18 protein-coding genes and 1 pseudogene are annotated in these 24,035 nt (G+C 72.4%); 9 read left to right on the top strand and 10 right to left on the bottom strand.

Annotated elements, in window-relative coordinates:
• Positions 1-27: 27 nt before the first annotated feature.
• Positions 28-648, bottom strand: coding sequence for a TetR/AcrR family transcriptional regulator (locus AB0I82_RS09060; protein WP_363256473.1), 621 nt, complete (start codon positions 646-648; stop codon positions 28-30).
• 162 nt (positions 649-810) lie between these two features.
• On the opposite strand from AB0I82_RS09060, the gene AB0I82_RS09055 reads away from it, so the two are divergent.
• Both AB0I82_RS09055 and AB0I82_RS09050 read left to right on the top strand, forming a co-directional pair.
• Positions 811-2,295 (top strand): APC family permease, encoded by a 1,485-nt coding sequence (locus AB0I82_RS09055; protein WP_363256472.1) that lies wholly within the window; start codon positions 811-813, stop codon positions 2,293-2,295.
• Positions 2,296-2,350: 55 nt separating this feature from the next.
• Positions 2,351-3,982, top strand: a complete 1,632-nt coding sequence (locus AB0I82_RS09050; RefSeq protein ID WP_363256471.1) for an amidohydrolase — start codon at positions 2,351-2,353, stop codon at positions 3,980-3,982.
• Between the two features lie 63 nt (positions 3,983-4,045).
• Here the strand turns inward: AB0I82_RS09050 and AB0I82_RS09045 are convergent, their stop codons facing one another.
• The 3 genes from AB0I82_RS09045 to AB0I82_RS09035 are packed head-to-tail and all read right to left on the bottom strand — an operon-like array spanning position 4,046 to position 7,691.
• A complete protein-coding gene (locus AB0I82_RS09045; protein ID WP_363256470.1) occupies positions 4,046-4,918 on the bottom strand; it encodes a phosphatase PAP2 family protein in 873 nt (290 codons plus the stop codon).
• Positions 4,919-4,954: 36 nt separating this feature from the next.
• Complete coding sequence (locus AB0I82_RS09040; protein WP_363256469.1) at positions 4,955-6,076, bottom strand: LacI family DNA-binding transcriptional regulator; 1,122 nt, start codon at positions 6,074-6,076, stop codon at positions 4,955-4,957.
• The gene (locus tag AB0I82_RS09035; RefSeq protein WP_363256468.1) at positions 6,057-7,691 is read right to left on the bottom strand and encodes a glycoside hydrolase family 13 protein; all 1,635 of its coding nucleotides are present in this window, start codon (positions 7,689-7,691) and stop codon (positions 6,057-6,059) included. Before AB0I82_RS09035 ends, AB0I82_RS09040 begins: the two co-directional genes overlap by 20 nt.
• Before the next feature lie 231 nt (positions 7,692-7,922).
• Here AB0I82_RS09035 and AB0I82_RS09030 point away from each other — a divergent pair, with 231 nt between their 5' ends.
• From AB0I82_RS09030 to pulA, 7 genes and pseudogenes are all read left to right on the top strand, one after another.
• Positions 7,923-9,191: an extracellular solute-binding protein gene (locus AB0I82_RS09030; RefSeq protein WP_363256467.1), complete on the top strand. Its 1,269-nt coding sequence runs from the start codon at positions 7,923-7,925 to the stop codon at positions 9,189-9,191.
• On the top strand, positions 9,188-10,123 hold the full coding sequence (locus tag AB0I82_RS09025; RefSeq protein WP_363256466.1) for a sugar ABC transporter permease: 936 nt from the start codon (positions 9,188-9,190) through the stop codon (positions 10,121-10,123). Before AB0I82_RS09030 ends, AB0I82_RS09025 begins: the two co-directional genes overlap by 4 nt.
• 2 nt (positions 10,124-10,125) lie before the next feature.
• Positions 10,126-10,956 (top strand): carbohydrate ABC transporter permease, encoded by an 831-nt coding sequence (locus AB0I82_RS09020; protein ID WP_363256465.1) that lies wholly within the window; start codon positions 10,126-10,128, stop codon positions 10,954-10,956.
• A gap of 1 nt (position 10,957) precedes the next feature.
• On the top strand, positions 10,958-12,553 hold the full coding sequence (locus tag AB0I82_RS09015) for a glycoside hydrolase family 13 protein (protein WP_363256464.1): 1,596 nt from the start codon (positions 10,958-10,960) through the stop codon (positions 12,551-12,553).
• The gene (locus AB0I82_RS09010; protein ID WP_363256463.1) at positions 12,541-13,611 is read left to right on the top strand and encodes a LacI family DNA-binding transcriptional regulator; all 1,071 of its coding nucleotides are present in this window, start codon (positions 12,541-12,543) and stop codon (positions 13,609-13,611) included. Before AB0I82_RS09015 ends, AB0I82_RS09010 begins: the two co-directional genes overlap by 13 nt.
• Positions 13,612-13,778: 167 nt before the next feature.
• Positions 13,779-15,158 (top strand): annotated as a pseudogene (locus AB0I82_RS09005) (alpha-amylase family protein); the annotation flags it as partial.
• Positions 15,159-15,187: 29 nt separating this feature from the next.
• A complete protein-coding gene (gene pulA / locus AB0I82_RS09000) occupies positions 15,188-17,833 on the top strand; it encodes a pullulanase-type alpha-1,6-glucosidase (protein WP_363256462.1) in 2,646 nt (881 codons plus the stop codon).
• Here the strand turns inward: pulA and AB0I82_RS08995 are convergent.
• The 6 genes from AB0I82_RS08995 to AB0I82_RS08970 form a co-directional block, all read right to left on the bottom strand.
• Positions 17,820-18,569 (bottom strand): PP2C family protein-serine/threonine phosphatase, encoded by a 750-nt coding sequence (locus AB0I82_RS08995; protein WP_363256461.1) that lies wholly within the window; start codon positions 18,567-18,569, stop codon positions 17,820-17,822. The genes pulA and AB0I82_RS08995 overlap by 14 nt on opposite strands.
• A 157-nt stretch (positions 18,570-18,726) precedes the next feature.
• Positions 18,727-19,425: a TetR/AcrR family transcriptional regulator gene (locus AB0I82_RS08990; RefSeq protein WP_363256459.1), complete on the bottom strand. Its 699-nt coding sequence runs from the start codon at positions 19,423-19,425 to the stop codon at positions 18,727-18,729.
• Between the two features lie 85 nt (positions 19,426-19,510).
• Positions 19,511-20,590 carry a PDR/VanB family oxidoreductase gene (locus AB0I82_RS08985; RefSeq protein ID WP_363256458.1) on the bottom strand — a complete coding sequence of 360 codons (1,080 nt, stop codon included), beginning with the start codon at positions 20,588-20,590 and terminating at the stop codon, positions 19,511-19,513.
• 1 nt (position 20,591) lies between these two features.
• Positions 20,592-21,509 carry a metal-dependent hydrolase gene (locus AB0I82_RS08980; RefSeq protein ID WP_363256457.1) on the bottom strand — a complete coding sequence of 306 codons (918 nt, stop codon included), beginning with the start codon at positions 21,507-21,509 and terminating at the stop codon, positions 20,592-20,594.
• 118 nt (positions 21,510-21,627) lie between these two features.
• Entirely contained in the window at positions 21,628-23,595 is a 1,968-nt protein-coding gene (locus tag AB0I82_RS08975) for a hypothetical protein (RefSeq protein WP_363256456.1), read from the bottom strand.
• An 88-nt stretch (positions 23,596-23,683) separates the two neighbouring features.
• Positions 23,684-23,920, bottom strand: coding sequence for a DUF397 domain-containing protein (locus AB0I82_RS08970; RefSeq protein WP_103832820.1), 237 nt, complete (start codon positions 23,918-23,920; stop codon positions 23,684-23,686).
• Positions 23,921-24,035: the final 115 nt, after the last annotated feature.

Raw genomic sequence — 24,035 nt, 5'->3', positions numbered from 1 at the left:
GGGGCTCTGCCCCCGGACCCCCGGTCCTCAAACGCCGGACGGGCTGTGTTTCAGCAGGTTTCTACAGTAGTCCAGGAATCCGGCCAAGGTCAGGTCGAAGGCGCGGTCGGCGCGGGCCGGGCCGATGGCGGCCTGGGCCGCTGCCAGGTGGGGCACGGCGGTGCCCGCTTCGACGTCCCACATCGTGTCCGGTGCCGACATGTCCAGCGCCGAGCCCAGGACGATGTTGTCGATGCCGGTGATGACCGGCAGTACGAGGGACGGGGCGAAGCCCGCCTCCAGCAGCAGCCCGGCCACCTGCTCGTACTGCGCGAGCACCCGCGGCGCGCGCACCGGTGCGGTCATGAGCATCGGGATGGTCCGGGGGTGCGCGGCGAACGCCGCCCGGTAGGAGCGCGCCCAGCGCTCCAGGGCGGTGTCCCAGGGCATGTCGCTCAGCGTGCCCGGGTCTATCGCCTCGGTGACCCGCTCCCGCAACAGCTCGATCACGCCGGCCCGGCCGTCCACATGGTGATACACCGAGGCGGTCTGCACGCCGAGCCTGCGGGCCACCTCCGGCACGCTGAAGTCGCCTTTCTCGTCGACGAGTTCGAGTGCCGTCGCGCCGATGCGCTCCCGGTCCAGCAGGGCCTTCCGCGGCCGCCCCATGTGTGTTTCTCCTGCCCGTGAGGTCTTCCCGAATCGTACGGCGGCGACTACATTGCCGAAAACCGAAAGGCTTTAGGTTTTCGCCGCGGTCATGCTGCCGTTCCACCCGTGTACGTCTCAGGCCGCCCCACCCCCTCTTCCGCAGCAGAAGGGCAAGAGCGCATGGCCGTAGAGTCCGGGGCCCGCAACGGGTCGCCACAGCACACCGCACCACCACCCGGCGAGGGCGCCCCCGCCCCCGCCCTGCGCAAGGGCACCCTCGGCGTCGCCGACATCGCCTTCTTCGTGGTCTCCGCCGCGGCGCCGCTCACCGTCATGGCGGGCGTCGCACCGCTCGCCATCGGCGTCGGCGGCATCGGCGCCCCCGTCGGCTACCTCCTCGCCGGCGCCACCCTCGCCCTCTTCGCGGTCGGCTTCACCGCCATGACCCGGCACGTGAAGCACGGCGGCGGCTTCTACGCGTTCATCACCCGGGGCCTGGGCCGCCCGGCCGGCTTCGGCGCCGCCACGCTGGCCCTGCTCGCGTACAACGGCATGCAGATCGGCGTGTACGGACTGCTCGCCACCGGCACCCAGGACGCGCTCAAGGCCCTGTGGGGCATCCACGTCCCCTGGCCGGTGATCGCGCTCGGCGGCGTCTTCGTCATCTGGTACCTGGGCTACCGCTCCATCGACTTCGGCGCCAAGGTCCTCGGCGTCCTGCTGGTCGCCGAGACCGGCATCCTCGTACTGCTGGCCGGCGGAGTGCTGCTGGACGGCGGCGCGGAAGGCCTGGCACTGGACTCCTTCACCCCCGGCAACGTCCTCGTCCCCGGCACCGGCGCGGTCCTGGCCTTCGCCTTCGCCGCCTTCACCGGCTTCGAGTCCACCGCCATCTACCGCCGCGAGGCCCGCGACCCGGGCCGCACCATCCCGCGCGCCACCTACATCGCCGTCGGCTTCCTCGGCCTCTTCTACGCCTTCAGCGTCTGGATCGTGATCCAGGCGTTCGGCAGTACGCAGGTCCTGAAGGCGGTCGCCACCGACCCGGCCGGGCTCTTCTTCACCGCCACCACGCAGTACGTCGGGGGCTGGGCCGCCGACCTGATGCACATCTTCATCGTCACCAGCATCCTCGCCTCGCAGCTGGCCTTCCACAACGCGATCAACCGTTACGGGCTGTCGCTCGCGCAGGAGGGCGTGCTGCCCAAGGCGCTCGGCAAGGTGCACCCCAAGCACCGCTCCCCGTACGTCGCCGGGATCCTGCAGAGCATCCTCGCGCTGCTGATCGTCGCGGGCTTCGCGCTGGCGGATGCCGACCCGTACCAGCAGCTGCTGCTGTGGATGAACACCCCAGGAATGATCGGCCTGTTGACCCTCCAGGGGATCACCGCGGTCGCCATCCCGTTCTTCTTCCGCCGCATCCGGCACCAGGAGGGCCGCTGGCGCACGCTCGTCGCGCCGATCGCCGCGACCGTGCTGACGGCGGGCGCGCTCTGGCTGGTCATCGCCAAGATCGGGCTGATGACCGCGGCGCCTCTCGCGACCAACACCGTCCTGGTCCTCACCGTCCCCGCCGCCTTCGCCGTCGGCGTGCTGATCGCCGTGCGCTTCCGGCGCGGCCGCCCCGCGGTGTACGCGGAGTTCGCCGCCGAGCCCGCCGACTGACCACGCGCACTGCCACCCCCCTCGCACCACCTGCTCAGCAAGGAGATCCGAAGCCGTGTCCCAGCCCCGCAGTACCGCCGCCGACACCGTCCTGACCGGCGCCCGCGTCCGCACCCTCGACCCCGCCCGGCCCTGGGCGAGCGCCGTCGCCGTCAAGGACGGCCGGATCGCCGCCGTCGGCGAGGAGCACGAGGTACGGGACTGGCGCGGCCCGGACACCGAGGTGATCGACCTGGCCGGGGCCACCCTCACCCCCGGGCTGGTCGACGGCCACAGCCACCCGATCTGGGGCGGCGAGATGGCCACCGGGCTGGACCTCTCCGGCTGCCGGGACCTGGACGCGCTGCGGGAGGCGCTCGCCGGCGCGGCGCGCGCGGCCGACCGCGGCGCATGGGTCATGGGGTACGGCCTGGACCACAACACCTTCGGCGGCCGGCCCGTCCACCGCGAGCTGATCGAACCGGCCCTCGGCGGCGTGCCCGCCTTCATCCGGCTCTACGACGGGCACTCCGCGCTGGCCACCGGCCCCGCGCTGGCCGCCGCCGGGATCGACGGGCCGCGCGCCTTCGACCAGCGGGCCGAGATCGTGTGCGACGCCGACGGACGGCCCACCGGGCACCTCGTCGAGCACGCCGCGATGGACCTCATGCTGGCGGTGGTGCCCCGCCCCGGCGCCGCCGAGCGGCGCGCCCGGCTGCTCACCCTGCTGGGCGAGATGGCCGCGACCGGCCTGACCGGCGCGCACGTCATGGACCTGGAGGGCCAGGACGTACTGGACGTACTGACCGGCATCGAGGCCGACGGCGAACTGCCGGTACGGCTGCGGATCGCGCCCTGGTGCATGCCGGGCGCCGACACGGCGGGCCTGGACCACCTGATCGAGCTGCAGCAGCGGGCCGGGCGGCACTGGCAGGTGGGTGGCGTGAAGTTCTTCATGGACGGCACGGTCGAGGGCGGCACGGCGTGGCTGGAGCACGCCGACTGCCACGGTCAGGGCACCGAGGCGTTCTGGCCGGATCCCGCCGCGTACACCCGCGCCGTGCACCACCTCGCGCGGGCCGGGGTACGCACCGCCACGCACGCCATCGGGGACGCGGCCGTCCGGCACGTCCTGGACACCGTCGAGGCGCTGGGCGATTCCGCGCAGCGCGGGATGCATCGCATCGAGCACATCGAGACCGTGCCGAGCGAGCAGCTGCCGCGGTTCGCCGCGCTCGGGGTGGCCGCCTCGATGCAGCCCACCCACACCGCCTACACCCGCGCCGACCACACCGACGAGTGGTCCAAGCGGGTCGGCGAGGAGCGGGCCGGGCGGGCGTGGCGCTGCCGCGACATACGCGACGCGGGTGCCGTACTGGTCCTCGGCTCGGACTGGCCGATCGCGCACTACGACCCGCGCGGCGTGCTCGCGACCGCCCGGCTGCGCCGCCCGGCGGGGTCACCGGAGACCGCGCCGGTCACCGTCGAGCAGGCGCTGACGGGGGAGATGGCGCTGGAGGGCATGACGTCGCATGCGGCGCTCGCCGTTGGCGAGTCGTCGTACGGGGGGCGCGTTGCGCCCGGTTTTCGGGCCGACCTGACCGCGCTCGGGGTGGATCCGGTCGAGGCCCCGGCCGACGAGGTGGGGCAGGCGCCCGTCGCTCTCACCATGACCGGTGGTGTCGTTGTGCACCGCGGTGTGGGCTGAGGCGCTGAGCCCGGCTGCCGCCGGGCTGTCCTCAATCGCCGGACGGGCTTGATTTGGCTGCTCTCATGCCCCGGACGGGCTCGGTTTCGATGGACGGGCCGGGCCCGGTCGGGGCAGGCGGGGGAGGCGCGAGAGGGAGGTGCCGTACCAGAGGCGCGCCACCGCGAAGGCCAGCGCCAGGCAGAGTACGCCGCCCACCGCGTCCAGCCAGAAGTGGTTGGCGGTGGAGACGATGACCAGCAGGGTCAGCACCGGATACAGGACGCCCAGTACGCGTACCCACGTGTGCCGCGCCAGCAGCGCGAGGGTGAGACCGCACCACAGCGACCAGCCGATGTGCATCGAGGGCATCGCCGCGTACTGGTTCGACATGCTCGCCAGGTTGCCCGAGGCCATCGAGCCCCAGGTGTCGTGCACCATGACCGTGTCGATGAAAAGGCCGCCCGGCATCAGGCGGGGCGGCGCGAGGGGGAAGAAGTAGTAGCCCAGCAGGGCGACCGCGGTGGTCAGGAAGAGGACCAGCCGGGAGGCGGCGTAGCGGCCGGGGTGCCGGCGGTAGAGCCAGACCAGGACGCCGACGGTGACGATGAAGTGCAGCGTGGCGTAGTAGTAGTTCATCGCGACGATCAGCCAGGTCACGGCGTTCATCGCGTGATTGACGGTGTGTTCGACGGCGATGCCGATGCTGTGCTCGGCCCGCCAGACCCAGTCGGCGTTTCTCAGCGCCTGCGCCTTCTGCTCCGGCACGGCGTTGCGGATCAGGGAGTACGTCCAGTAGCTGACCGCGATCAGCAGGATCTCGAACCACAGGCGAGGTCTCGTCGCGCCGCGCACCCGGGCGGCGGACGCCCGTCCGCGAGGCGGGCCGGAACGCTGCGGTGGGGGTGTTGGTGCGCTCGCCCGGCCATCCAGAATCCTCGCGTTGGCATCACCCATAGCCCGACAGTCTGCCAGAAATCGGGGTAGACCCGATCATCCTGGAGTCGGGTCCTGGACAGCCTTTCTCGCCCCAGAGGGGGACGGTACACCCGCACTCCTGTCCGGGTCCGTGCGCCGCGCCGAGGCCGTCGAACCGCGCACCACGAGCTCCGGATGGAAGACGAACTCGCTGCGCAGCGGGGCCCGCGAGCTCTCGGACGGGCTCTCCGGCAGCTCGGCGCCGACCTCCTCCAGCAGCGCGCGCACCGCCGCCTGGCCCATGGCCTGCACCGGCTGCCGGATGGTGGTCAGCGGGGGATCGGTGAACGCGATCAGCGGGGAGTCGTCGTACCCCACCACCGACACGTCGTCGGGCACCTCCAGGCCGCGCTGCCGGGCCGCCCGGATCGCGCCGAGCGCCATCATGTCGCTCGCGCAGATCACCGCCGTGCAGCCGCGCTCCAGCAGCGCACCGGCCGCGGCCTGCCCGCCTTCGAGCGTGTAGAGGGAGTGCTGCACCAGCTCCCCGGCCTCGTCCTCCGACATCCCGAGCTGCTCGCGCATGGCGCGCAGAAAGCCCTCGATCTTCCGCTGTACCGGTACGAAGCGGCGCGGGCCGAGCGCGAGGCCGATGCGTTCGTGGCCGAGGGCCGCGAGATGGGTGACCGCGAGGGAGATCGCCACGCCGTCGTCCGGCGAGATGAAGGGCGCCTGCACCTTGTCCGAGTAACCGTTGATCAGGACGAACGGCACGCCCTGCCCGCGCAGCGCCTCGTACCGGCCCATGTCCGCGGTGGTGTCGGCGTGCAGCCCGGAGACGAAGATGATGCCGGCCACGCCGCGGTCCACCAGCATCTCGGTCAGCTCGTCCTCGGTCGAGCCGCCGGGCGTCTGCGTGGCGAGCACCGGGGTGTACCCCTGGCGGGTCAGCGCCTGGCCGATGACCTGCGCGAACGCCGGGAAGATCGGGTTCTCCAGCTCGGGCGTGATGAGCCCGACCAGCCCGGCGCTGCGCTGCCGCAGGCGTACCGGGCGCTCATAGCCCAGGACGTCCAGTGCGGCGAGTACGGACTGGCGGGTGGTGGCGGAGACGCCGGGCTTGCCGTTGAGCACCCGGCTGACGGTGGCTTCGCTGACACCCGCCTGTACTGCGATGTCAGCCAGGCGCGCGGTCATGGAAGCCGACCTTACCGGTCGGGATCCGGCTTGCCCACCACGCGCAGGATTCCCCGGGCAGGCACACCCGGCCGTCCTCGGTGCGCAGCGGCGCGCTCGCGAGCAGCACCCGGCCCGCGCCCGACACCTCGACCGGCCGGGTGCGGGTGTTCAGTACGCACACGAAGCCGTGCCGGCGCAGCGCCAGTACCCCCTCCGGCGCGTCCAGCCAGCTCATCCGCCCGTCGCCGAGGCCGGGCAGCGCGCGGCGCCAGGCGAGCGCGGAGCGGTACAGCTCCAGGGTGGAGCCGGGGGTGCCGGTCTGTGCTTCGACGGTCAGCTCGGCCCAGCCCGCCGGCTGCGGCAGCCAGCTCCCGCCGGGCCCGAAGCCGTACGGCGCCTGCGTACCGGACCAGGGCAGCGGCACCCGGCAGCCGTCGCGGAAGCCGTCCTGGCCGTCGCCGCGGAAGAACGCGGGGTCCTGGCGGACCGCGTCGGGCAGCTCGGTGACCTCCGGCAGCCCCAGCTCCTCCCCTTGGTAGAGGTAGGCGGAGCCGGGGAGGGCGAGCATGAGGAGGGTGGCGGCGCGGGCGCGCGCGAGGCTGCCGAGCCGGGTGGTGTGCCGGACCACGTCGTGGTTGGAGAGCACCCAGGTGGTGGGCGCGCCGACCAGGGAGGTGGCGGCCAGCGACTCGTCGATGACCGTGCGGAGCGCGGCGGCGTCCCAATCCGCTTGCAGAAAGTGGAAGTTGAACGCCTGGTGCAGCTCGTCGGGGCGTACGTAGCGGGCGAGGCGGCGGGCGTCGGGGGCCCAGGCCTCGGCGACGCCGATGCGCTCGCCTTCGTAGGAGTCGAGCAGCCGGCGCCAGTGGCGGTGGATGTCGTGCACGCCGTCCTGGTCGAAGAAGGGCAGCACGTCGGTGCCGATGAGGCGGGCCTGCTGCCGGCGGCCGACATCGGGCAGTCCCGGCGCCTTGACCATGCCGTGCGCGACATCGATGCGGAAGCCGTCGACGCCGCGGTCCAGCCAGAACTGCAGGATCGCGTCGAACTCGGCGCGCACCTCGGGGCGGTCCCAGTCCAGGTCGGGCTGTTCGGGCGCGAAGAGGTGGAGGTACCAGTCGCCGCGCTCGGTGCGGGTCCAGGCGGGGCCGCCGAAGACGGACTCCCAGTCGTTGGGCGGCAGCTCGCCGTGCGTGCCGCGCCCCGGCCGGAAGACGTACCGCTCGCGGGCCAGGTCCGGGTCGCGGAACCACGGGTGCCGGTCGGAGGTGTGGTTCGGGACGATGTCCACGATGACGCGCAGGCCGAGGTCGTGGGCGGTGTCCAGGAACGCCTCGGCGTCGGCGAGGGTGCCGAAGAGCGGGTCGACGGCGCGGTGCTCTGCGACGTCGTACCCGCCGTCGGCCTGCGGTGACGCGTAGAACGGCGTCAGCCAGACGGCGTCGGCGCCCAGCTCCTTCAGGTACGGCAGGCGGGCGCGGGCGCCGGGCAGGTCCCCGACGCCGTCGCCGTCAGCGTCCCCGAAGGAGCGTACGTAGATCTGATAGATGACGGCGTCGCGCCACCAGCCCGTGCCGGGGCGGTCCGGGGCCGGCGGCGCGGCGGGGGCGGGAAAGGTCAGCTCATCGGTCATCGGCCGTCCTTCGGTCGATCGGGCTACTGATGATCAACGCCCCGGCGGGCCCGGGGGTGACGGGTCGAGGTAACCGGGCTGCAACATCTTCCGGTGGTCTTGCAGAAATTTGCCGCAAGCTCTTTCGGTTTCTTTTCGCCGCTGTTACGTTCCTGACGCCCTCTCGGGCGGATTCCTACCTACCTCGTTCGTATCTCGTGCGTATCTCGGGCTTTTCCAGAAGGAGTTCACATGCGACGTGGCATAGCGGCCACCGCGCTGGTCGCGGGTCTGGCATTGACGGCGACCGCGTGCGGCGGTGACGGCGGCGGGAGCGACCAGAAGAGCGGCGGCAAACTGTCCGGGACCGTCACCTTCTGGGACACCTCCAACGACGCCGAGAAGGCGACGTACAAGAAGCTCGCCGAGGGCTTCGAGCGCGAGCACCCCGGGGTCGACGTCAAGTACGTGAACGTCCCCTTCGGCGAGGCCAACGCCAAGTTCAAGAACGCGGCCGGCGGCAACTCCGGCGCGCCGGACGTGATGCGTACCGAGGTCGCCTGGGTCGCCGACTTCGCCAACCTCGGCTACCTCGCGCCGCTGGACAACACCCCCGCGCTGGACAAGAACGAGGACTACCTGGAGCAGGCGGCCGGCTCCACCCGCTTCAAGGGCAAGACCTACGCCGCGCCCCAGGTCATCGACACCCTCGGCCTCTTCTACAACAAGAAGCTGCTGAAGGAGGCGGGGGTCGGGGTCCCCAAGACCTTCGACGAGCTGAAGGCCGCCGCCGAGAAGATCAAGAGCAAGACCGGGGCGACCGCGCTCTACCTGCGCGGCGACGATCCGTACTGGTTCCTGCCCTACCTCTACGGCGAGGGCGGCGACATGGTCCAGGCGAAGGGCAAGAAGGTCCTCATCGACGACCCGGCCGGCGTCCGCGCCTTCAAGACGATCAAGGACCTGGTCGACTCCAAGGCCGCCGTCACCGACGCCACCGACGGCCAGGAGAACCAGCTCAAGGCCCTCAAGGACGGCAATGTCGCGATGGCCGTCGACGGGCCGTGGGACATCGAGGGCGCACTGGCCGGCAAGGAGTTCAAGGACAAGAGCAACCTCGGCGTCGCGCCCGTGCCCGGCGGCAGCAAGGCCCAGGGCTCCCCGCAGGGCGGCTGGAACCTCTCCGTCTACGCCGGGTCCGGCAACCTCGACGCCGCGTACGAGTTCGTGAAGTACATGAGCTCCGCCAAGGTCCAGCAGCAGACCACCGAGAAGCTGAGCCTGCTGCCCACCCGGAAGTCGGTCTACGACGTGCCGTCCGTCCGGGACAACGAGATGGTCAAGTTCTTCCGGCCGGCCGTCGAGAAGGCCGTCGAGCGGCCCTGGATCGCCGAGGGCAACTCGCTCTTCGAGCCCGTCAAGGTCCAGATGAACAAGGTCCTCACCGGGTCCGCCACCCCGGAGCAGGCCGCCAAGAACACCGGTGACGCCTACCGGAAGCTGCTCAAGGACTACAAGTGACCTTCACCGTACGGCTGCGCCGCGCGCTGGGGACCCACTGGTACGCCTGGACGATGGTCGCCCCGGTGGTCGTCGTCATCGGCGTGATCATCGGGTACCCGCTGGCGCGCGGCGTGTACTTCTCCCTCACCGATGCCACCGAGGCCAATGTCGAGCGCACCATCGGCATGAACCACATCCCGGCGACGTACAAGTTCACCGGCCTGGACAACTACCAGGCCGTGCTCGCCGACTCCGTCTTCTGGGACCGGCTGGGCTGGACCGTCGTCTGGACGGTGGGCTGTGTCGGGCTCACCTTCCTCCTCGGGCTGGCCCTGGCCAACCTCCTCAACCGGCAGTTCCGGGGCCGCACCTTCTACCGGATCGCGCTCATCCTGCCCTGGGCCATCCCCGCCTTCATCTCCGTCTTCACCTGGCGGCTGCTCTACAACGAGAAGAACGGGCTGCTCAACAAGATGCTCCAGGGCGGCGGCATCGACGCGATTCCCTGGCTCAACGACCCGACCTGGGCGAAGCTCTCCGTCATCGCCGTCAACGTCTGGCTCGGCGTGCCCTTCATGCTCGTCGCGCTGCTGGGCGGGCTGCAGTCCATACCGGGCGAGCTGTACGAGGCCGCCGAGATGGACGGCGCGAACGCCTGGCAGCGGTTCATGAACATCACCGTCCCCGGACTGCGCTCCGTTGCCGGCACGGTGATCCTGCTCAGCACGATCTGGACCTTCAACATGTTCCCGGTGATCTTCCTGCTGACGCGGGGCGGGCCCGGCGACGCCACCGAGATCCTCGTGACGTACGCCTACCGGCTCTCCTTCGTCGACAGCCCGCGCAATTTCTCCACCTCCGCGACCTGGGGCGTACTGATCCTGCTCCTGCTCTCGGTCATCGCGGTCGTCTACCGGCGGGCGCTGCGCAAGCAGGGCGAGGTGTGGTGACAATGCGCAAGAACACGAGAAGTCCGCTGGCGTCCACCGGGCTGCATCTGACGCTGCTGGCCGCCGCCGCCGTCGCGGTCTTTCCGCCGCTGTGGCTGCTGATCACCTCCTTCAAGCCGAAGAACGACGCGTTCACGACCGAGCCCGTCACCCACTTCACGCTGGCCAACTACACGCACGTACTGGGCGAGACCGCGTTCCTCACCTGGTTCGGCAACTCCGTGATCGTCGTCGGCCTCACCACGCTCCTCGGCGTCTTCCTCGCCGCCACCACCGGCTACGCCGTCAGCCGCTTCCGCTTCCCCGGGATGCGCCCGCTGATGTGGCTGCTGCTGATCACGCAGATGTTCCCGGTGGCCGTGCTGATCGTGCCGCTGTACAACCTGATGGCGGGCCTGGGCCTGCTCAACCAGCCCACGGGCCTCGTCATCACCTACCTCACCATCGCCGTGCCGTTCTGCGCCTGGATGATGAAGGGGTTCTTCGACACCATCCCGGTGGAGATCGACGAGTCGGGCCGGGTCGACGGGCTCAACCCCTTCGGCACCTTCTGGCGGCTCGTGCTGCCGCTGGCCCGCCCCGGGCTCGCCGTCACCGGCTTCTACACCTTCGTCACGGCCTGGGCCGAGGTCGCCTACGCCTCCGCCTTCATGACCGGCGAGGAGCACCTCACCCTCGCCGGCGGCCTGCAGACCTTCGTCAGCCAGTACAACAACGACTGGGGATCGATGACCGCCGCGGCCGTGATCGTCGCCGTGCCCGCGGCCGCCGTCTTCGCCTTCGCCCAGCGCCATCTCGTATCCGGCCTGACCGCCGGCACGACCAAGGGATGACATGAACCAGAACTCCACCACCCCTGCCACCGGATGGTGGCGCCACGCGGTGATCTACCAGGTCTACCCGCGCAGCTTCGCCGACGGCAACGGTGACGGGATGGGCGACCTGGCCGGCATCCGCGAGCGGCTGCCGTACCTCAAGGACCTGGGCGTCGACGCCGTCTGGCTCAGCCCCTTCTACGCGTCGCCGCAGGCCGACGCCGGGTACGACGTGGCCGACTACCGGGCCATCGACCCGATGTTCGGCGACCTGTCCGACGCCGAGGCGCTGCTCCGCGACGCCCGCGAGCTGGGCCTGCGCACCATCGTCGACGTGGTGCCCAACCACTGCTCCGACCAGCACGAATGGTTCAAGCGCGCGGTGGCCGAGGGGCCGGGGTCGACGCTGCGCGAGCGGTTCCACTTCCGCAAGGGCCGCGGCGAGAACGGCGAGGAGCCGCCCAACGACTGGGAGTCCATCTTCGGCGGCCCCGCCTGGACCCGGCTCCCGGACGGCGAGTGGTACCTCCACCTCTTCGCCCCCCAGCAGCCCGACTTCAACTGGGAGCACCCCGCCGTCCAGGACGAGTTCCGCTCCATCCTGCGCTTCTGGCTGGACCTGGGCGTCGACGGCTTCCGTGTGGATGTCGCGCACGGCCTGGTCAAGGCCGCCGGGCTGCCCGACATGGGCCACGCCGAACAGCTCAAGCTGCTCGGCAACCAGGAGCTGCCCTTCTTCGACCAGGACGGCGTGCACGAGATCTACCGCTCCTGGCGGAAGGTGCTCGACGAGTACGCGGGGGAGCGCATAGCCGTCGCCGAGGCATGGACGCCGAGCGCGGACCGTACGGCGCTCTACCTCCGCCCCGACGAGCTGCACCAGGCATTCAACTTCCATTATCTGAACGCCGGTTGGAATGCGGAGGAGCTGCGGGAGGTCATCGACGCGTCGCTGGACGCCATGCGTCCCGTGGGCGCGCCGACCACCTGGGTGCTCTCCAACCACGACGTCGTGCGCCACCGCACCCGGCTCGGCGGCGGCCTGCCCCGCGCCCGCGCCGCCGCTCTCCTCATGCTCGCGCTGCCCGGCTCCGCGTACGTCTACCAGGGCGAGGAGCTGGGCCTGCCGGAGGTCACCGACCTGCCCGACGAGGTCCGCCAGGACCCGTCCTTCTTCAAGGAGAACGGGCAGGAGGGGCTGCGGGACGGCTGCCGGGTGCCGCTCCCGTGGTCCGGTACGGAAGCCCCGTACGGCTTCGGGACCGGCGGCAGCTGGCTGCCGCAGCCCGCCGAGTGGGCGTCCCTGAGCGTCGCGGCGCAGACCGGCGATCCGGACTCCACGCTGGAGCTGTACCGCACGGCGCTCGCCGTCCGCCGGGAGCACCCCGCGCTCGGCGCGGGCGACGCGGTGGAGTGGCGCCCCGCACCCGAGGGCGTGCTGCACTTCCGCCGCGCGGGCGGCTTCAGCTGCGCGGTGAACACCACGGCGGAGGCCGTGCGGCTGTCCGTCCCCGGGCGGCCGCTGCTGTCCAGCGGCGCGCTGCCCCAGGAGATCCCGGGCCGTCCCGGTACCTACGAACTGGCCGCCGACACGGCCGTGTGGTGGGCCGAGTGACGGTGCCCCCCAGGCTCGCCGACATCGCCGCGCAGGCCGATGTCAGCGAGGCCACCGTGAGCCGGGTGCTCAATGGGAAGGCCGGCGTGGCCGGCGCCACCCGGCAGCGGGTGCTGGCCGCACTGGACGTGCTCGGGTACGAGCGTCCGGTGCGGCTGCGGCGGCGCAGCGCGGGCCTGGTCGGGCTGGTCATCCCGGAGCTGACCAACCCGATCTTCCCCGCGTTCGCGCAGATCATCGAGCAGGCGCTGGCCGGGCACGGCTACACGCCCGTGCTCTGCACGCAGATGCCGGGCGGCGCGACCGAGGACGAGCTGGTCGAGCAGCTGGAGGCGCGGGGCGTCACCGGGATCGTGTTCCTCTCCGGGCTGCACGCGGACACCGGTGCCGACCCGGCCCGCTACACCCGGCTCACCGCGCGCGGTGTGCCGTACGTCCTGATCAACGGCTACAACGCGGACATCCACGCCTCGTTCGTCTCGCCCGACGACCGGGCGGCCGCGCGAATGGCCGTCACCCACCTCGCCGCGCTGGGGCACACCCGTATCGGGCTGGCCGTCGGCCCGTCCCGGTACGTGCCGTCCCGGCGCAAGGCGGAGGGGTTCACCGCTGCCATGGCGGAGCTGTTCGGCTTACCGCAGGGGGAGGCCGAACGGCTCGTGCAGCACACGCTGTTCAGCGTCGAGGGCGGGCACGCGGCGGCCGCCGCGCTGCTGGAAGCGGGCTGTACGGGCGTGGTGTGCGGCAGCGATCTGATGGCGCTGGGCGTCGTGCGGGCCGCCCGGCAGCGCGGCCTCGCCGTGCCGGGACAGCTGTCGGTGGTGGGCTTCGACGACTCGCAGCTGATCGCGTTCGCCGACCCGCCGCTGACCACCGTGCGGCAGCCCGTGCAGGCGATGGCGACCGCGGCGGTGGGCGCGCTGATCGAGGAGATCCAGGGGAACCCCGTACAGCGCACGGAGTTCGTCTTCCAGCCGGAGCTGGTGGTACGGGGGTCGACGGGGCCGGTACCGGGAGGACCGGTCCGGCCGGCCGGGCGCGTGAGGCCCCCCGCCTAGCGGGTGGCCCCCGGCCGGCCGGACCGGGTGGTGCCCGGTGAAGTTAACACCGTTGCAATGGCTTGCGAAAGGTCTTGCAACAACGGGTTCCGCCGGATACAACAACAACGGCCTTACGGACATGGCGCGTTGCCGGGCAAGGCCTTCCATCCCCCTCAGGAGGAACCATGCCCCACCGCAGAACCCTCGCCCGCTGCTGCGCGGCGGCCGCCCTGGCGCTCGCCACGGCCGCCGCCTCCGCCCCCGCCGAGGCCGCGCCGCCCGGCGCCAAGGACGTCACCGCCGAACTCTTCGAGTGGCGCTACGACTCGGTCGCCAAGGAGTGCAAGGACACCCTCGGCCCGGCCGGCTACGGCTACGTCGAGGTCTCGCCCGCCACGGAGCACATCCAGGGCGGCCAGTGGTGGACCTCGTACCAGCCCGTCAGTTACAGGATCGCCGGTCGGCTCGGCGACCGCACGGCCTTCAAGAACATGATCGACGCCTGCCACGCGGCAGGCGTGAAGGTCGTCGCGGACGCCGTCATCAACCACATGTCGGCCGGGTCCGGCACCGGCACCGGCGGCTCCTCGTACAGCAAGTACACCTATCCCGGGATCTACCAGCCGCAGGACATGGACGACTGCACCGCGCAGATCTCCAACTACCGGGACCGCTTCAACGTCCAGCACTGCGAGCTGGTGGGCCTGGCCGATCTGGACACCGGCGAGCCCTACATCCGCTCCCGCCTCGCGCAGTACCTCAACGACCTGCTCTCCCTCGGCGTGGACGGCTTCCGCATCGACGCCGCCAAGCACATGCCCGCCGAGGATCTGGCCGCCATCAAGGGCCAGTTGAGCAAGCCGGGCGTGTACTGGAAGCAGGAGGCCATCCACGGGGAGGGCGAGGCCGTCTCGCCGAACGAGTACCTCGGCAACGGGGACGTGCAGGAGTTCCGCTACGGCCGCGACCTCAAGCGCGTCTTCCAGAACGAAAAGCTCGCGTACCTGAAGAACTTCGGCGAGGGCTGGGGCTACATGGCGAGCGGCAAGTCCGGGGTCTTCGTCGACAACTGGGACACCGAGCGCAACGGCTCCACGCTCAGCTACAAGAACGGCGCGGACTACACCCTCGCCAATGTCTTCATGCTGGCCTGGCCGTACGGCTCCCCGGACGTCCACTCCGGCTATGAATTCACCGACCACGACGCCGGGCCGCCCAACGGGGGAGCGGTGCACGCCTGTTGGCAGGACGGCTGGAAGTGCCAGCACAAGTGGCCGGAGATCAAGGCCATGGTGGCCTTCCGCAACACCGCGCACGGCACGGCCGTGACCAACTGGTGGGACAACGGCAACAACGCCATCGCCTTCGGGCGCGGCGACAAGGCGTACGTCGCGATCAACCACGAGGGATCGAACCTGAGCCGTACGTTCCAGTCCTCGCTGCCCGCCGGGAACTACTGCGACGTGCAGAGCGGGCGGACCGTCACGGTCGACGGCGCCGGCCGGTTCACCGCCACCCTCGCGCCGAACACCGCCCTCGCGCTGCACGTCGGCGCCCGCAGCTGCGGCTGACCACCGTGAAGGAGACCACCTCCGTGACCGGCACCCTCCGCCGAACCGTCACCGCGCTCGCCGCGGCGCTGTGCGCCGCGGCGGCCGCCGCCCTGCCCGGCGCCGCGCCCGCGCAAGCGGCCCCGCCGCCCTACCCCGCCAAGGCCGAGGCCCAGTGGATCGACCGGGACACCGTCGTCTGGAAGGGCGCGCCCGACCCGGCCGGCGGCACCCTCCAGCTCGAATCGGGCCCCGACGGCGACCGGCGGCTGCGCCTCGCACCCGGCACCCTGACCCCCGACGAGCGCGCCAAGTACCCGCACCTGAAGGGCTTCCCGGCCTTCACCGTCGACCCGCGCGACCGGGCCGAGGCCGCCACCGCGCTGCGCGACCGGCTCGTCGCCACCCGCCGGGCCGCCGACGGCACCCTGCGCGAGGCCACCGGCGTGCAGATACCCGGCGTGCTGGACGACCTGTACGGCGCGGCCGCCGCCGACGCCCGGCTCGGCCCGGTCTTCGACCGCGGCCGCCCCACCCTCTCCGTCTGGGCCCCCACCGCCCGCACCGTCGCCCTCGAACTGGACGGCCGTACCGTGCCGATGACCCGCGACGACCGGACCGGCGTGTGGTCGGTGACCGGCGCCCGAGGCTGGACCGGCAAGCCGTACCGCTACGCCGTCACCGTCTTCGCGCCCGCCGCCGGGCAGACCGTCACCAACAAGGTCACCGACCCCTACGCCACCGGGCTCACCGTCGACTCCGAGCGCAGCCTCGTCACCGACCTCGCCGACCCCCGCCTCGCACCCCGGGGCTGGGACCGGATCGAGAAGCCCGCCGCCGTACCGCTGCGCGACGCCCGCATCCAGGAGCTGCACATCCGCGACTTCTCGATCGCGGACCGCACCTCGAAGCACCCCGGGCAGTACCTCGCCTTCACCGACCGCGCCTCCGACGGCATGAAGCACCTGCGCGGCCTCGCCCGCGCGGGCACCAGCCATGTCCACCTGCTGCCCGCCTTCGACTTCGGGTCCGTCCCCGAGCGCCGCGACCGGCAGGCCGCACCGGACTGCGACCTCGCGTCCTACCCGCCGGACTCCGAGAAACAGCAGGAGTGCGTCGCGAAGACCGCCGCGAAGGACGCGTACAACTGGGGCTACGACCCGGTGCACTACACCGTCCCCGAGGGCTCGTACGCCTCCGACCCCGACGGCACGGCCCGCACCCTGGAGTTCCGCCGCATGGTGCAGGGCCTGAACGGCGCCGGGCTGCGCACCGTCATGGACGTCGTCTACAACCACACCCTCGCGAGCGGCCAGGACCCCCGGTCCGTACTGGACCGCATCGTCCCCGGCTACTACCACCGGCTGCTGGACGACGGCACCGTCGCCACCTCCACCTGCTGCGCCAACACCGCGCCCGAACACACCATGATGGGCAAGCTCGTCGTCGACTCGCTCGTCACCTGGGCGAAGCAGTACAAGGTCGACGGCTTCCGGTTCGACCTGATGGGGCATCACCCGAAGGCCAACATCGTCGCCGTGCGCGAGGCCCTGGACGCGCTCACTGTGGACAAGGACGGCGTGGACGGCAAGGCGATCGTCCTCTACGGCGAGGGCTGGAACTTCGGCGAGGTCGCGAACGACGCCCGCTTCGTCCAGGCCACTCAGAAGAACATGGCCGGGACCGGCATCGCCACCTTCGACGACCGCGCGCGCGACGCGGTGCGCGGCGGCGGCCCCTTCGACGCCGACCCGCGCGTCCAGGGCTTCGCCTCCGGCCTCTTCACCGATCCCAACGACTCGCCCGCCAACGGCACCCGCGAGGAACAGCGCGCCCGGCTGCTGCACTACCAGGACCTGATCAAGGTCGGGCTGACCGGCGGCCTCGCCGAGTACACCTTCACCGACAGCAAGGGCCGCCGCGTCAAGGGCTCGCAGGTCGACTACAACGGCGCGCCCGCCGGATACGCCGCCGCACCCGGCGACGCACTGGCCTACGCCGACGCGCACGACAACGAAACCCTCTACGACGCACTCGCCTACAAGCTCCCGCAGCGCACGAAGCCCGGCGACCGCGCCCGTATGCAGGTCCTCGCCATGGCCACCGCCACCCTCTCGCAGGGCCCGGCGCTCTCCCAGGCCGGCACCGACCTGCTCCGCTCCAAGTCGCTGGACCGCAACTCCTACGACAGCGGCGACTGGTTCAACGCGCTGCACTGGAACTGCGCCGACGGCAACGGCTTCGGGCGCGGCCTGCCGCCCGCCGCCGACAACAAGGACAAGTGGCCGTACGCCCGGCCGCTGCTCGCCGACCCCGCGCTGCGCCCCGGCTGCGCGGAGATCACCGGCACCTCCGCCGCGTACCGGGACCTCACCCGCATCCGCGCCACCGAGCCGGACTTCGGGCTGGCCACCACCGAGCAGGTGCAGCGGGCGCTGTCCTTCCCGCTGTCCGGCCGCGACGAGACGCCCGGCGTGGTCACCATGCGGCTCGGCCGGCTGGTCGTGGTCCTCAACGCCACGCCGGACCGGCAGCCGCAGACCGTACGGGACGCGGCCGGGCAGCCGTACGCGCTGCATCCCGTCCAGGCCCGCGGCGCCGACCCGGTCGTACGGACCTCGTCCTACGAGAAGGGGACCGGCACCTTCACCGTCCCGGGCCGTACGGTCGCGGTCTTCACCCGCGGCTGATCCGGCGATCGCCCGTCCGTTCCCCCGGCCTGCGCGCCGCGGGAACGGACGGCAGCGCGGCGGGCAGGCTCGGCTGGCACAGCAGCAGCGCCAGGTCGTCCCGGAGCGGCGCCGCCGACGTGTGCGCCATGAGCAGCGCATGCAGCGCTTCGAGGGCGTCGTCGAGCGTCGGGCGGGTCAGCGCCGCGCGGACCCGCTCGTCCAGCGGAAAGGCGGTCCCGTCCGCGTCGAGCGCCTCGATGAGCCCGTCGGTGTAGAGCAGCAGCCGCTCGTGGTCGGCCAGCCGGGCGCGCTGCACGCGCGGGTCCGGCTGCAGACCGAGCGGCAGCCCCGGCTCGGCAGGGGTCAGCGCCTCCATCCGGCGGCTGATCCGCAGCGGCGCCGGATGGCCGCAGTTGACCAGCCGCACCTCGCCCGGCGCGAACTCGGCCAGTACGGCCGTGACGAACCCCTCGTCGTCCAGCTCGGGGGTGAGCCGGGCGTCCAGCGTCGTGGTCAGCCGGACCAGGTCGGGCATGGTGCGGACGTGTTTGCGAAAGCAGTCGGTGGCGAGTGTCGAGAGCCGCGCGGCCTCGACGTCGTGGCCGCGTACGTCACCGATCAGCACCCGCGGGCCGTACGGGGAGTCCACCGCGGTGAGGAGATCGCCGCCGGTGACGGCGCTCTCGACGGCCGGGCGGTAACGGCCCGCGAGGCTGACGCCGCCCAGCTCGTCGGTGAACTCCGTCCCGGTCAATCCCCGCCCCTCCCACGCGCCCTGCGGTGGGACGGCCACTCTGGCACCGCGGCGGAATCACGCGGAAGCGGATGCCAGAAGCTGGTGGGAGACGATCGCGCGGCTTCGGGAAGTGTCGGGCAGTGACGCGAATACGGTCGTCAACCGAGCCCGGTGGTCACGCGTCGCCCGGTACCAGCGCGAAGAGCCGGGCCGCCAGCTCCGCGAACGGGCCGTCGATCGGCTCGGCGGCGAGGATCGCCCGCAGCGTCTCCGCCGTCTCCTCGTCGTACGCGGCGCTCACCGCCGCCAGCGCGGCGAAGTCGTGCACCAGCTGCCGCTCCAGCTCGGCGCGCGGGATGCGCTTGCCGTCCAGCCACTGCAGCGCGGTGGACTCGGCGAGCGAGATCCAGGAGCGGATCACCAGCTCCATGCGCGGGGTCGGCGTGACCAGGCCCAGGTGGGCGACTATCTGCTCGTAGGCGGACTGCCGCACGCCGTTGATCAGCGCGCTGGTGCGGCTGGACCCGACCGCCGGGCCGCCGCGCATCAGCGCGGAGAACCCGGGCCCGTGCTCGTCGACGAAGTCGAAGAAGCGGCCCATGACCCGCAGCAGGCGGGAGCCCAGCGGGCCTTCGTGCGGCTCGACGAAGCGCGCGGCGAGCTCGTCGGCGGCCCGCCCGAGCGCCGCTTCGTACAGGCTCTGCTTGCCGGGGAAGTAGTGGTAGACCAGCGGCCGCGAGATGCCCGCGGCCTCGGCTATCTCATCGATGGACACATCCTCCGGGGCGCGGTGGCTGAACAGGCCCAGAGCCACGGAGATCAGTTGGTCACGGCGTTCCTCGACGCCCATCCTGCGGCGCACCCCGGTCGTCATGCGAACACCCTAACGACCGGGGTGCGGCAGCGGTATGCCACCGCCGGACGGCCCGAACCGCTTCAGCCCCGGCCGGGATTCCGCGTCACAGATCGAGCACCAGCCGCTCCCCGTGGCAGCGGGAGACGCAGATCAGCATCTGGTCGTGGCGCTCGGCGTCGGTCAGCAGCTCGTCGCGGTGGTCGATGTCGCCCTCGACCACCTGCTGCAGACAGGTGCCGCAGAAGCCCTGTTCACAGCTGTACGGCAGGTTCGGCAGGGCCTGCTCGCGGATGGCGCGCAGGATGCTCTGGTCCTTGGCCACCGCGACCGTGCTGCCGGTGCGGCGCAACTCCACCTCGAACGCGCCCCCTGCCGTGCCGCCCGCCGGCGCGAACGCCTCCGTGTGCAGCTCCAGCCCGTCCGGCAGCAGCCCGGCGACCGCGTCCATCAGGGGCTGCGGGCCGCAGCAGTACACGGCGGAGTGCGGCGGCGCGTCGGCGAGCGCGGCGGCCAGGTCCGGCCGCCCGTCCTCGTCCTCGGCGACGATGCGCACCCGGTCCCCGCCGGCCCCCGCCAGCTTCTCGATCTCGGCCAGGAACGGCATCGAGGCGCGCGACCGCCCGCAGTACAGCAGCCGCCACGGCACGCCCTCCCGCTCCGCCCGGCGGACCATCGGCAGGATCGGCGTGATACCGATGCCGCCCGCGATGAAGAGGTACGCATGGCACTCTTCCAGCCGGAAGCGGTTGCGCGGCCCGCGGACCTCCACGACCGTGCCCTCGTGCAGCTGCTCGTGCACCTCCCGCGAGCCGCCACGGCCGTCCGCGATGAGCCGGGTGGCGATGGTGTACGTACCGCCGTCGGCGACGTCACCGCAGAGCGAGTACTGGCGCACCGTGCCCGAGGGCAGCACGAGGTCGATGTGCGCGCCCGGCTCCCAGCCCGGCAGCGCGTCGCCCTCCAGGCGCAGCCGTACGACGCCCTCGGCCTCCTCGGCGCGCTCGACGACCAGCAGTTCGCGGCGGCCGGGGCGCCCGGTGCCCGAGATCGGCTCCTCCAGGGCCGGCATCGGCCACAGCGGGGATTCCTTGATCCGGCGGCGCAGGGCGCGGTTGACCAGCAGCGCCGCGCCGGTGGCCACCACAAGGGCGCGGACGCGGCGGGAGCGGAGGACGGCAGTCATGTCAGGCGGCTCCGGGAGCGGTGCGGGACTCTGCGGCGGTCGCGGCGGGGGAGGCGGCGAGGTAGGCGGCGGCCTGCGAGGTGCTCCCGTACTGCGAGGGGTGGTACGTGCGGTGCAGATACTGCGGGATCGTGCGGGCCACGGCGCCGGTGGTGGGCAGTACGCCCTGCTGCCCGGCCCGGAAGAACTCCTTGAACGACGCCTTGCCGTCCAGCAGCGTCGGGTCGTTGGCCATGAAGAAGCGCACGCCGCGCTGCCACAGGAAGACCAGCGCGGCGAAGGCGGTGGCCCAGGTGCGGGCGCGCCGCCGGTAGCCGCCGTCCAGGTGCATGAAGAGGTCGAAGGCGACCGAGCGGTGCTCGACCTCCTCGGCGCCGTGCCAGCGCAGCAGATCCAGCATGGTCGCGTCGGCGCCCCTGGCGTCCAGCTCCTCGGCGTTGAGCACCCAGTCCCCGAGGAACGCCGTGTAGTGCTCGATCGCGGCGATCAGCGCGACCCGCTCCAGCAGCCACCAGTGGCGTGCGCGGCCCGGCGGCAGGGTGCGGTCGCCGAGCAGTTTCTCGAAGAGCCAGTCGACCTGGGCTGTGTACGGCGTGGGGTCCAGGCCCTGCTTCTTGAGGTGCGGCAGCACGTCGTCGTGCGCCTGGGAGTGCATCGCCTCCTGGCCGATGAACCCGATGACGTCGGCGCGCAGCCGCTCGTCCCGGATGTACGGCAGCACCTGCTTGTAGACGTGCACGAACCAGCGCTCGCCGGCCGGCAGCAGCAGATGCAGCACGTTGATCGTGTGCGTGGTGGACGGGTCGCCGGGGACCCAGTGCAGCGGGGTCCCGTCCCAGTCGAAAGCGACGTTGCGGGCCTTCAGCGGTATGTGTTCGGACGCGACCGGCTCGGGCCGCAACGGGGCCTTGTTAGACATGGCGTCAATGTACTGGGGGGTAAGGAAGGAACGACAGACCCTTGCACGAGGTTTTCGCGGGGAACGCCGACGGGGGTACGAGCGTGTGCCCGTACCCCCGTCTTGTGTCCCCGGGCGCTCAGTGCAGCGCCGTGAGCCGCCCGCCGTCCGGCAGCCGTGCCGTGAGCCGCGCCCGCTCGCCCGCCTCGGCGCGCACCGCCAGCAGCCGGCCCTTTGCGCTGCCGGTCACCCCGCCGCCCGCCGTCACCTTGCGCAGCTCCGCGCTGCCCGCCGCCACCAGCCACCAGTGCCCGGCCGCCGACTTCCACAGCACCCCGGCCAGCGCGTGCGGCGACCGCGGCCCGCAGGCCCGGCCGCCCTCCGTCCGGGCCGCCACCGCACCCGGTGCGTACCGCCGCGCCCCGGACTCCGCCACCGGCGCCTGGAACTGCGCCATCGTCCGGCTCCCGGGCCCGCGCCAGGTCTCGGCCCGCGTGCACAGCCACGCCGCCGTCCCGCCGCGCTCCGGCAGCCGCTGACGCGCGTACTCCCAGGCGTTCACGCTCCGCACGCCCAGCGACCGCACGGCCGCCAACTGGCAGGCCGTGCGCGCCCAGGCCGTCAGCGCCGCGTCGCCCGCCGGGTCGTCCGTACGGTCCGGAGGCCCGTACGTCAGCCGCGCCGGAGTCAGCTCGCCCAGGTCGGTGTAGAGGTGCCCGGCCATCCGCAGCGCGGGCCAGCGGGCGCAGGACGCGCCGCGCGCGGGCGCGGGCGCCGGGTCCGTCACGCCGTCCGCCGTGCGGCGCAGCGCGGCGGCCCGCTCCTTCGGGCCGCGGGTCAGGTCGGCGAGCGCGGCCTTGTGAACCCAAGGGGCCGTCAGATAGCGGACGTTGCCGTCCGTGCGGCTGACCACCAGCGCCGCCGAGCCCGCCGCGTCGGCCCCGTCCGTACGCGCGAAGTCCAGCGCCGCGCCGCCGCCCGGCCCGTCTGCCGACTCCGCGTACCGCACCACCCGCAGCTCGTCGTACAGCAGCACCACGGCGGCCCGGTCCACCTCACCCGCGTACAACAACTGCGCGGGGCCCGCTGCGGGTCCGGACGGCGTGCCGGGCGTCGCGGAGACCTGCACCCGGTCGCCGGGGCGGGCCCAGGCCGCCAGCGCGCGGCGCAGCAGGGCCGTGTCGTGCGTACGGGCGCCGCGCGCCGGCCAGACCGAGAAGTCCGTACGGACCGCGGTCCGCCAGGCGTCACCGGGTGCTCGGGTCAACTCGCCCGGGTCCAGGGCCCGTTCGGCTGCCGCGTTACGTGCGTACGGGGGCGCCGCCGCGCCGTCCCGGCCCCAGCCGTCGCCCGGCAGCGCGAGCAGCGCCCCGCACACCACCGTCGCGACGACCGCCGCCAGCACGGCGCGCACATGCTGCCGCCGCCGGATCAGGTCCGTCGGCCGGGCCTGCAGCGAGCAGGGGTCGAACTCGGCGGAGTCCAGCAGCGAGCCGTCCCGGCTGCCCGCGGGGGCCGCGGCGCCGTCCGCCTCGGCCAGCGCGTCCCGCGGCTCCGGCACGCCCGCGGCCGCCAGCGTCCGCCGCACCTCCCGGTCGCCCAGCCCCTCCAGGCCGCGCAGCGCGTACGCCGCGCGGGCCGGGGCCGACAGCGCCGACAGTGTCTGGTCCAGGGCCAGTTCGTCGGCGCCGCCGGAGCGCGGGAAGAGCCGCAGCCCCCAGACCTGGGGGAGCGGCGGCGGCAGCGAGATCCGCAGCCGCCCGAGCCGCACCGCCGGCCGGTCGACCGCGAGCGCCGCGCGCAGCACCCGCTGCCGTACGAAGGCGTACGCGGGGTCCGGCGCGGGCCGCCCGTCGGCGCCGGGACGCTGCGCGGGCAGCGCGCTCTCCGGGACGTCGGTGCGGTGCCGGGGCAGGGCGCGCTGGGTGACGGCGTGCGCGGTCAGCACCCGGCGGCTGCGGCCGAGCCGGGGCGGCAGCACCAGATAGGCCAGCCGCACCAGCCGCGGGTAGTGCTCCACGAGCACGGCTTCGGCCTGCTCGACGTCGATGACGCCGAGCGGGGAGGTGCGGTCCGGTGGCGGTGATATTGCCTGCTGCTGTTCCACGTTCCGTAGAACGAGTGATTCTTCGGATGGTCACTTTGACCATCGGGCCGACCGGCCGGGGCGGCCGGTCCCGAGCCGTGGCGGTCGCTCAGTGCCGGCGGTCGAGGTCGAACTCGCCGTCCCGGGCGCCCAGTACGAACGCGCGCCACTCGCCCTCGGTGTACCGCAGCACCACGTCGGGGTCGGTGGAATTGCGCATCGCCACCGCGCCGCGCTCCAGGAACGCGATCTCCACGGCTTCCTCGGCGTCGCCGGGGGCGCGCTGCCAGACGGCGTCGGAGATGTCGAGGGCGTAGAGCCACTCCTTCTCAGCTGCGGCGCTCATGCGGTGCTCTCCTCGCGATAGCCCGGTCGGTACGGAGGTCAGCGTACGCCGCGCCGACCTGCTACGGGGAGCGAACGAACGACCCCGGACAGTGCTTCACCGTCCGGGGCCGCCG

The sequence above is a fragment of the Streptomyces sp. NPDC050315 genome (assembly GCF_040655775.1).
In the GTDB taxonomy this organism is placed as follows: domain Bacteria; phylum Actinomycetota; class Actinomycetes; order Streptomycetales; family Streptomycetaceae; genus Streptomyces.
This window is presented reverse-complemented; position numbering and strand designations above follow the sequence as displayed.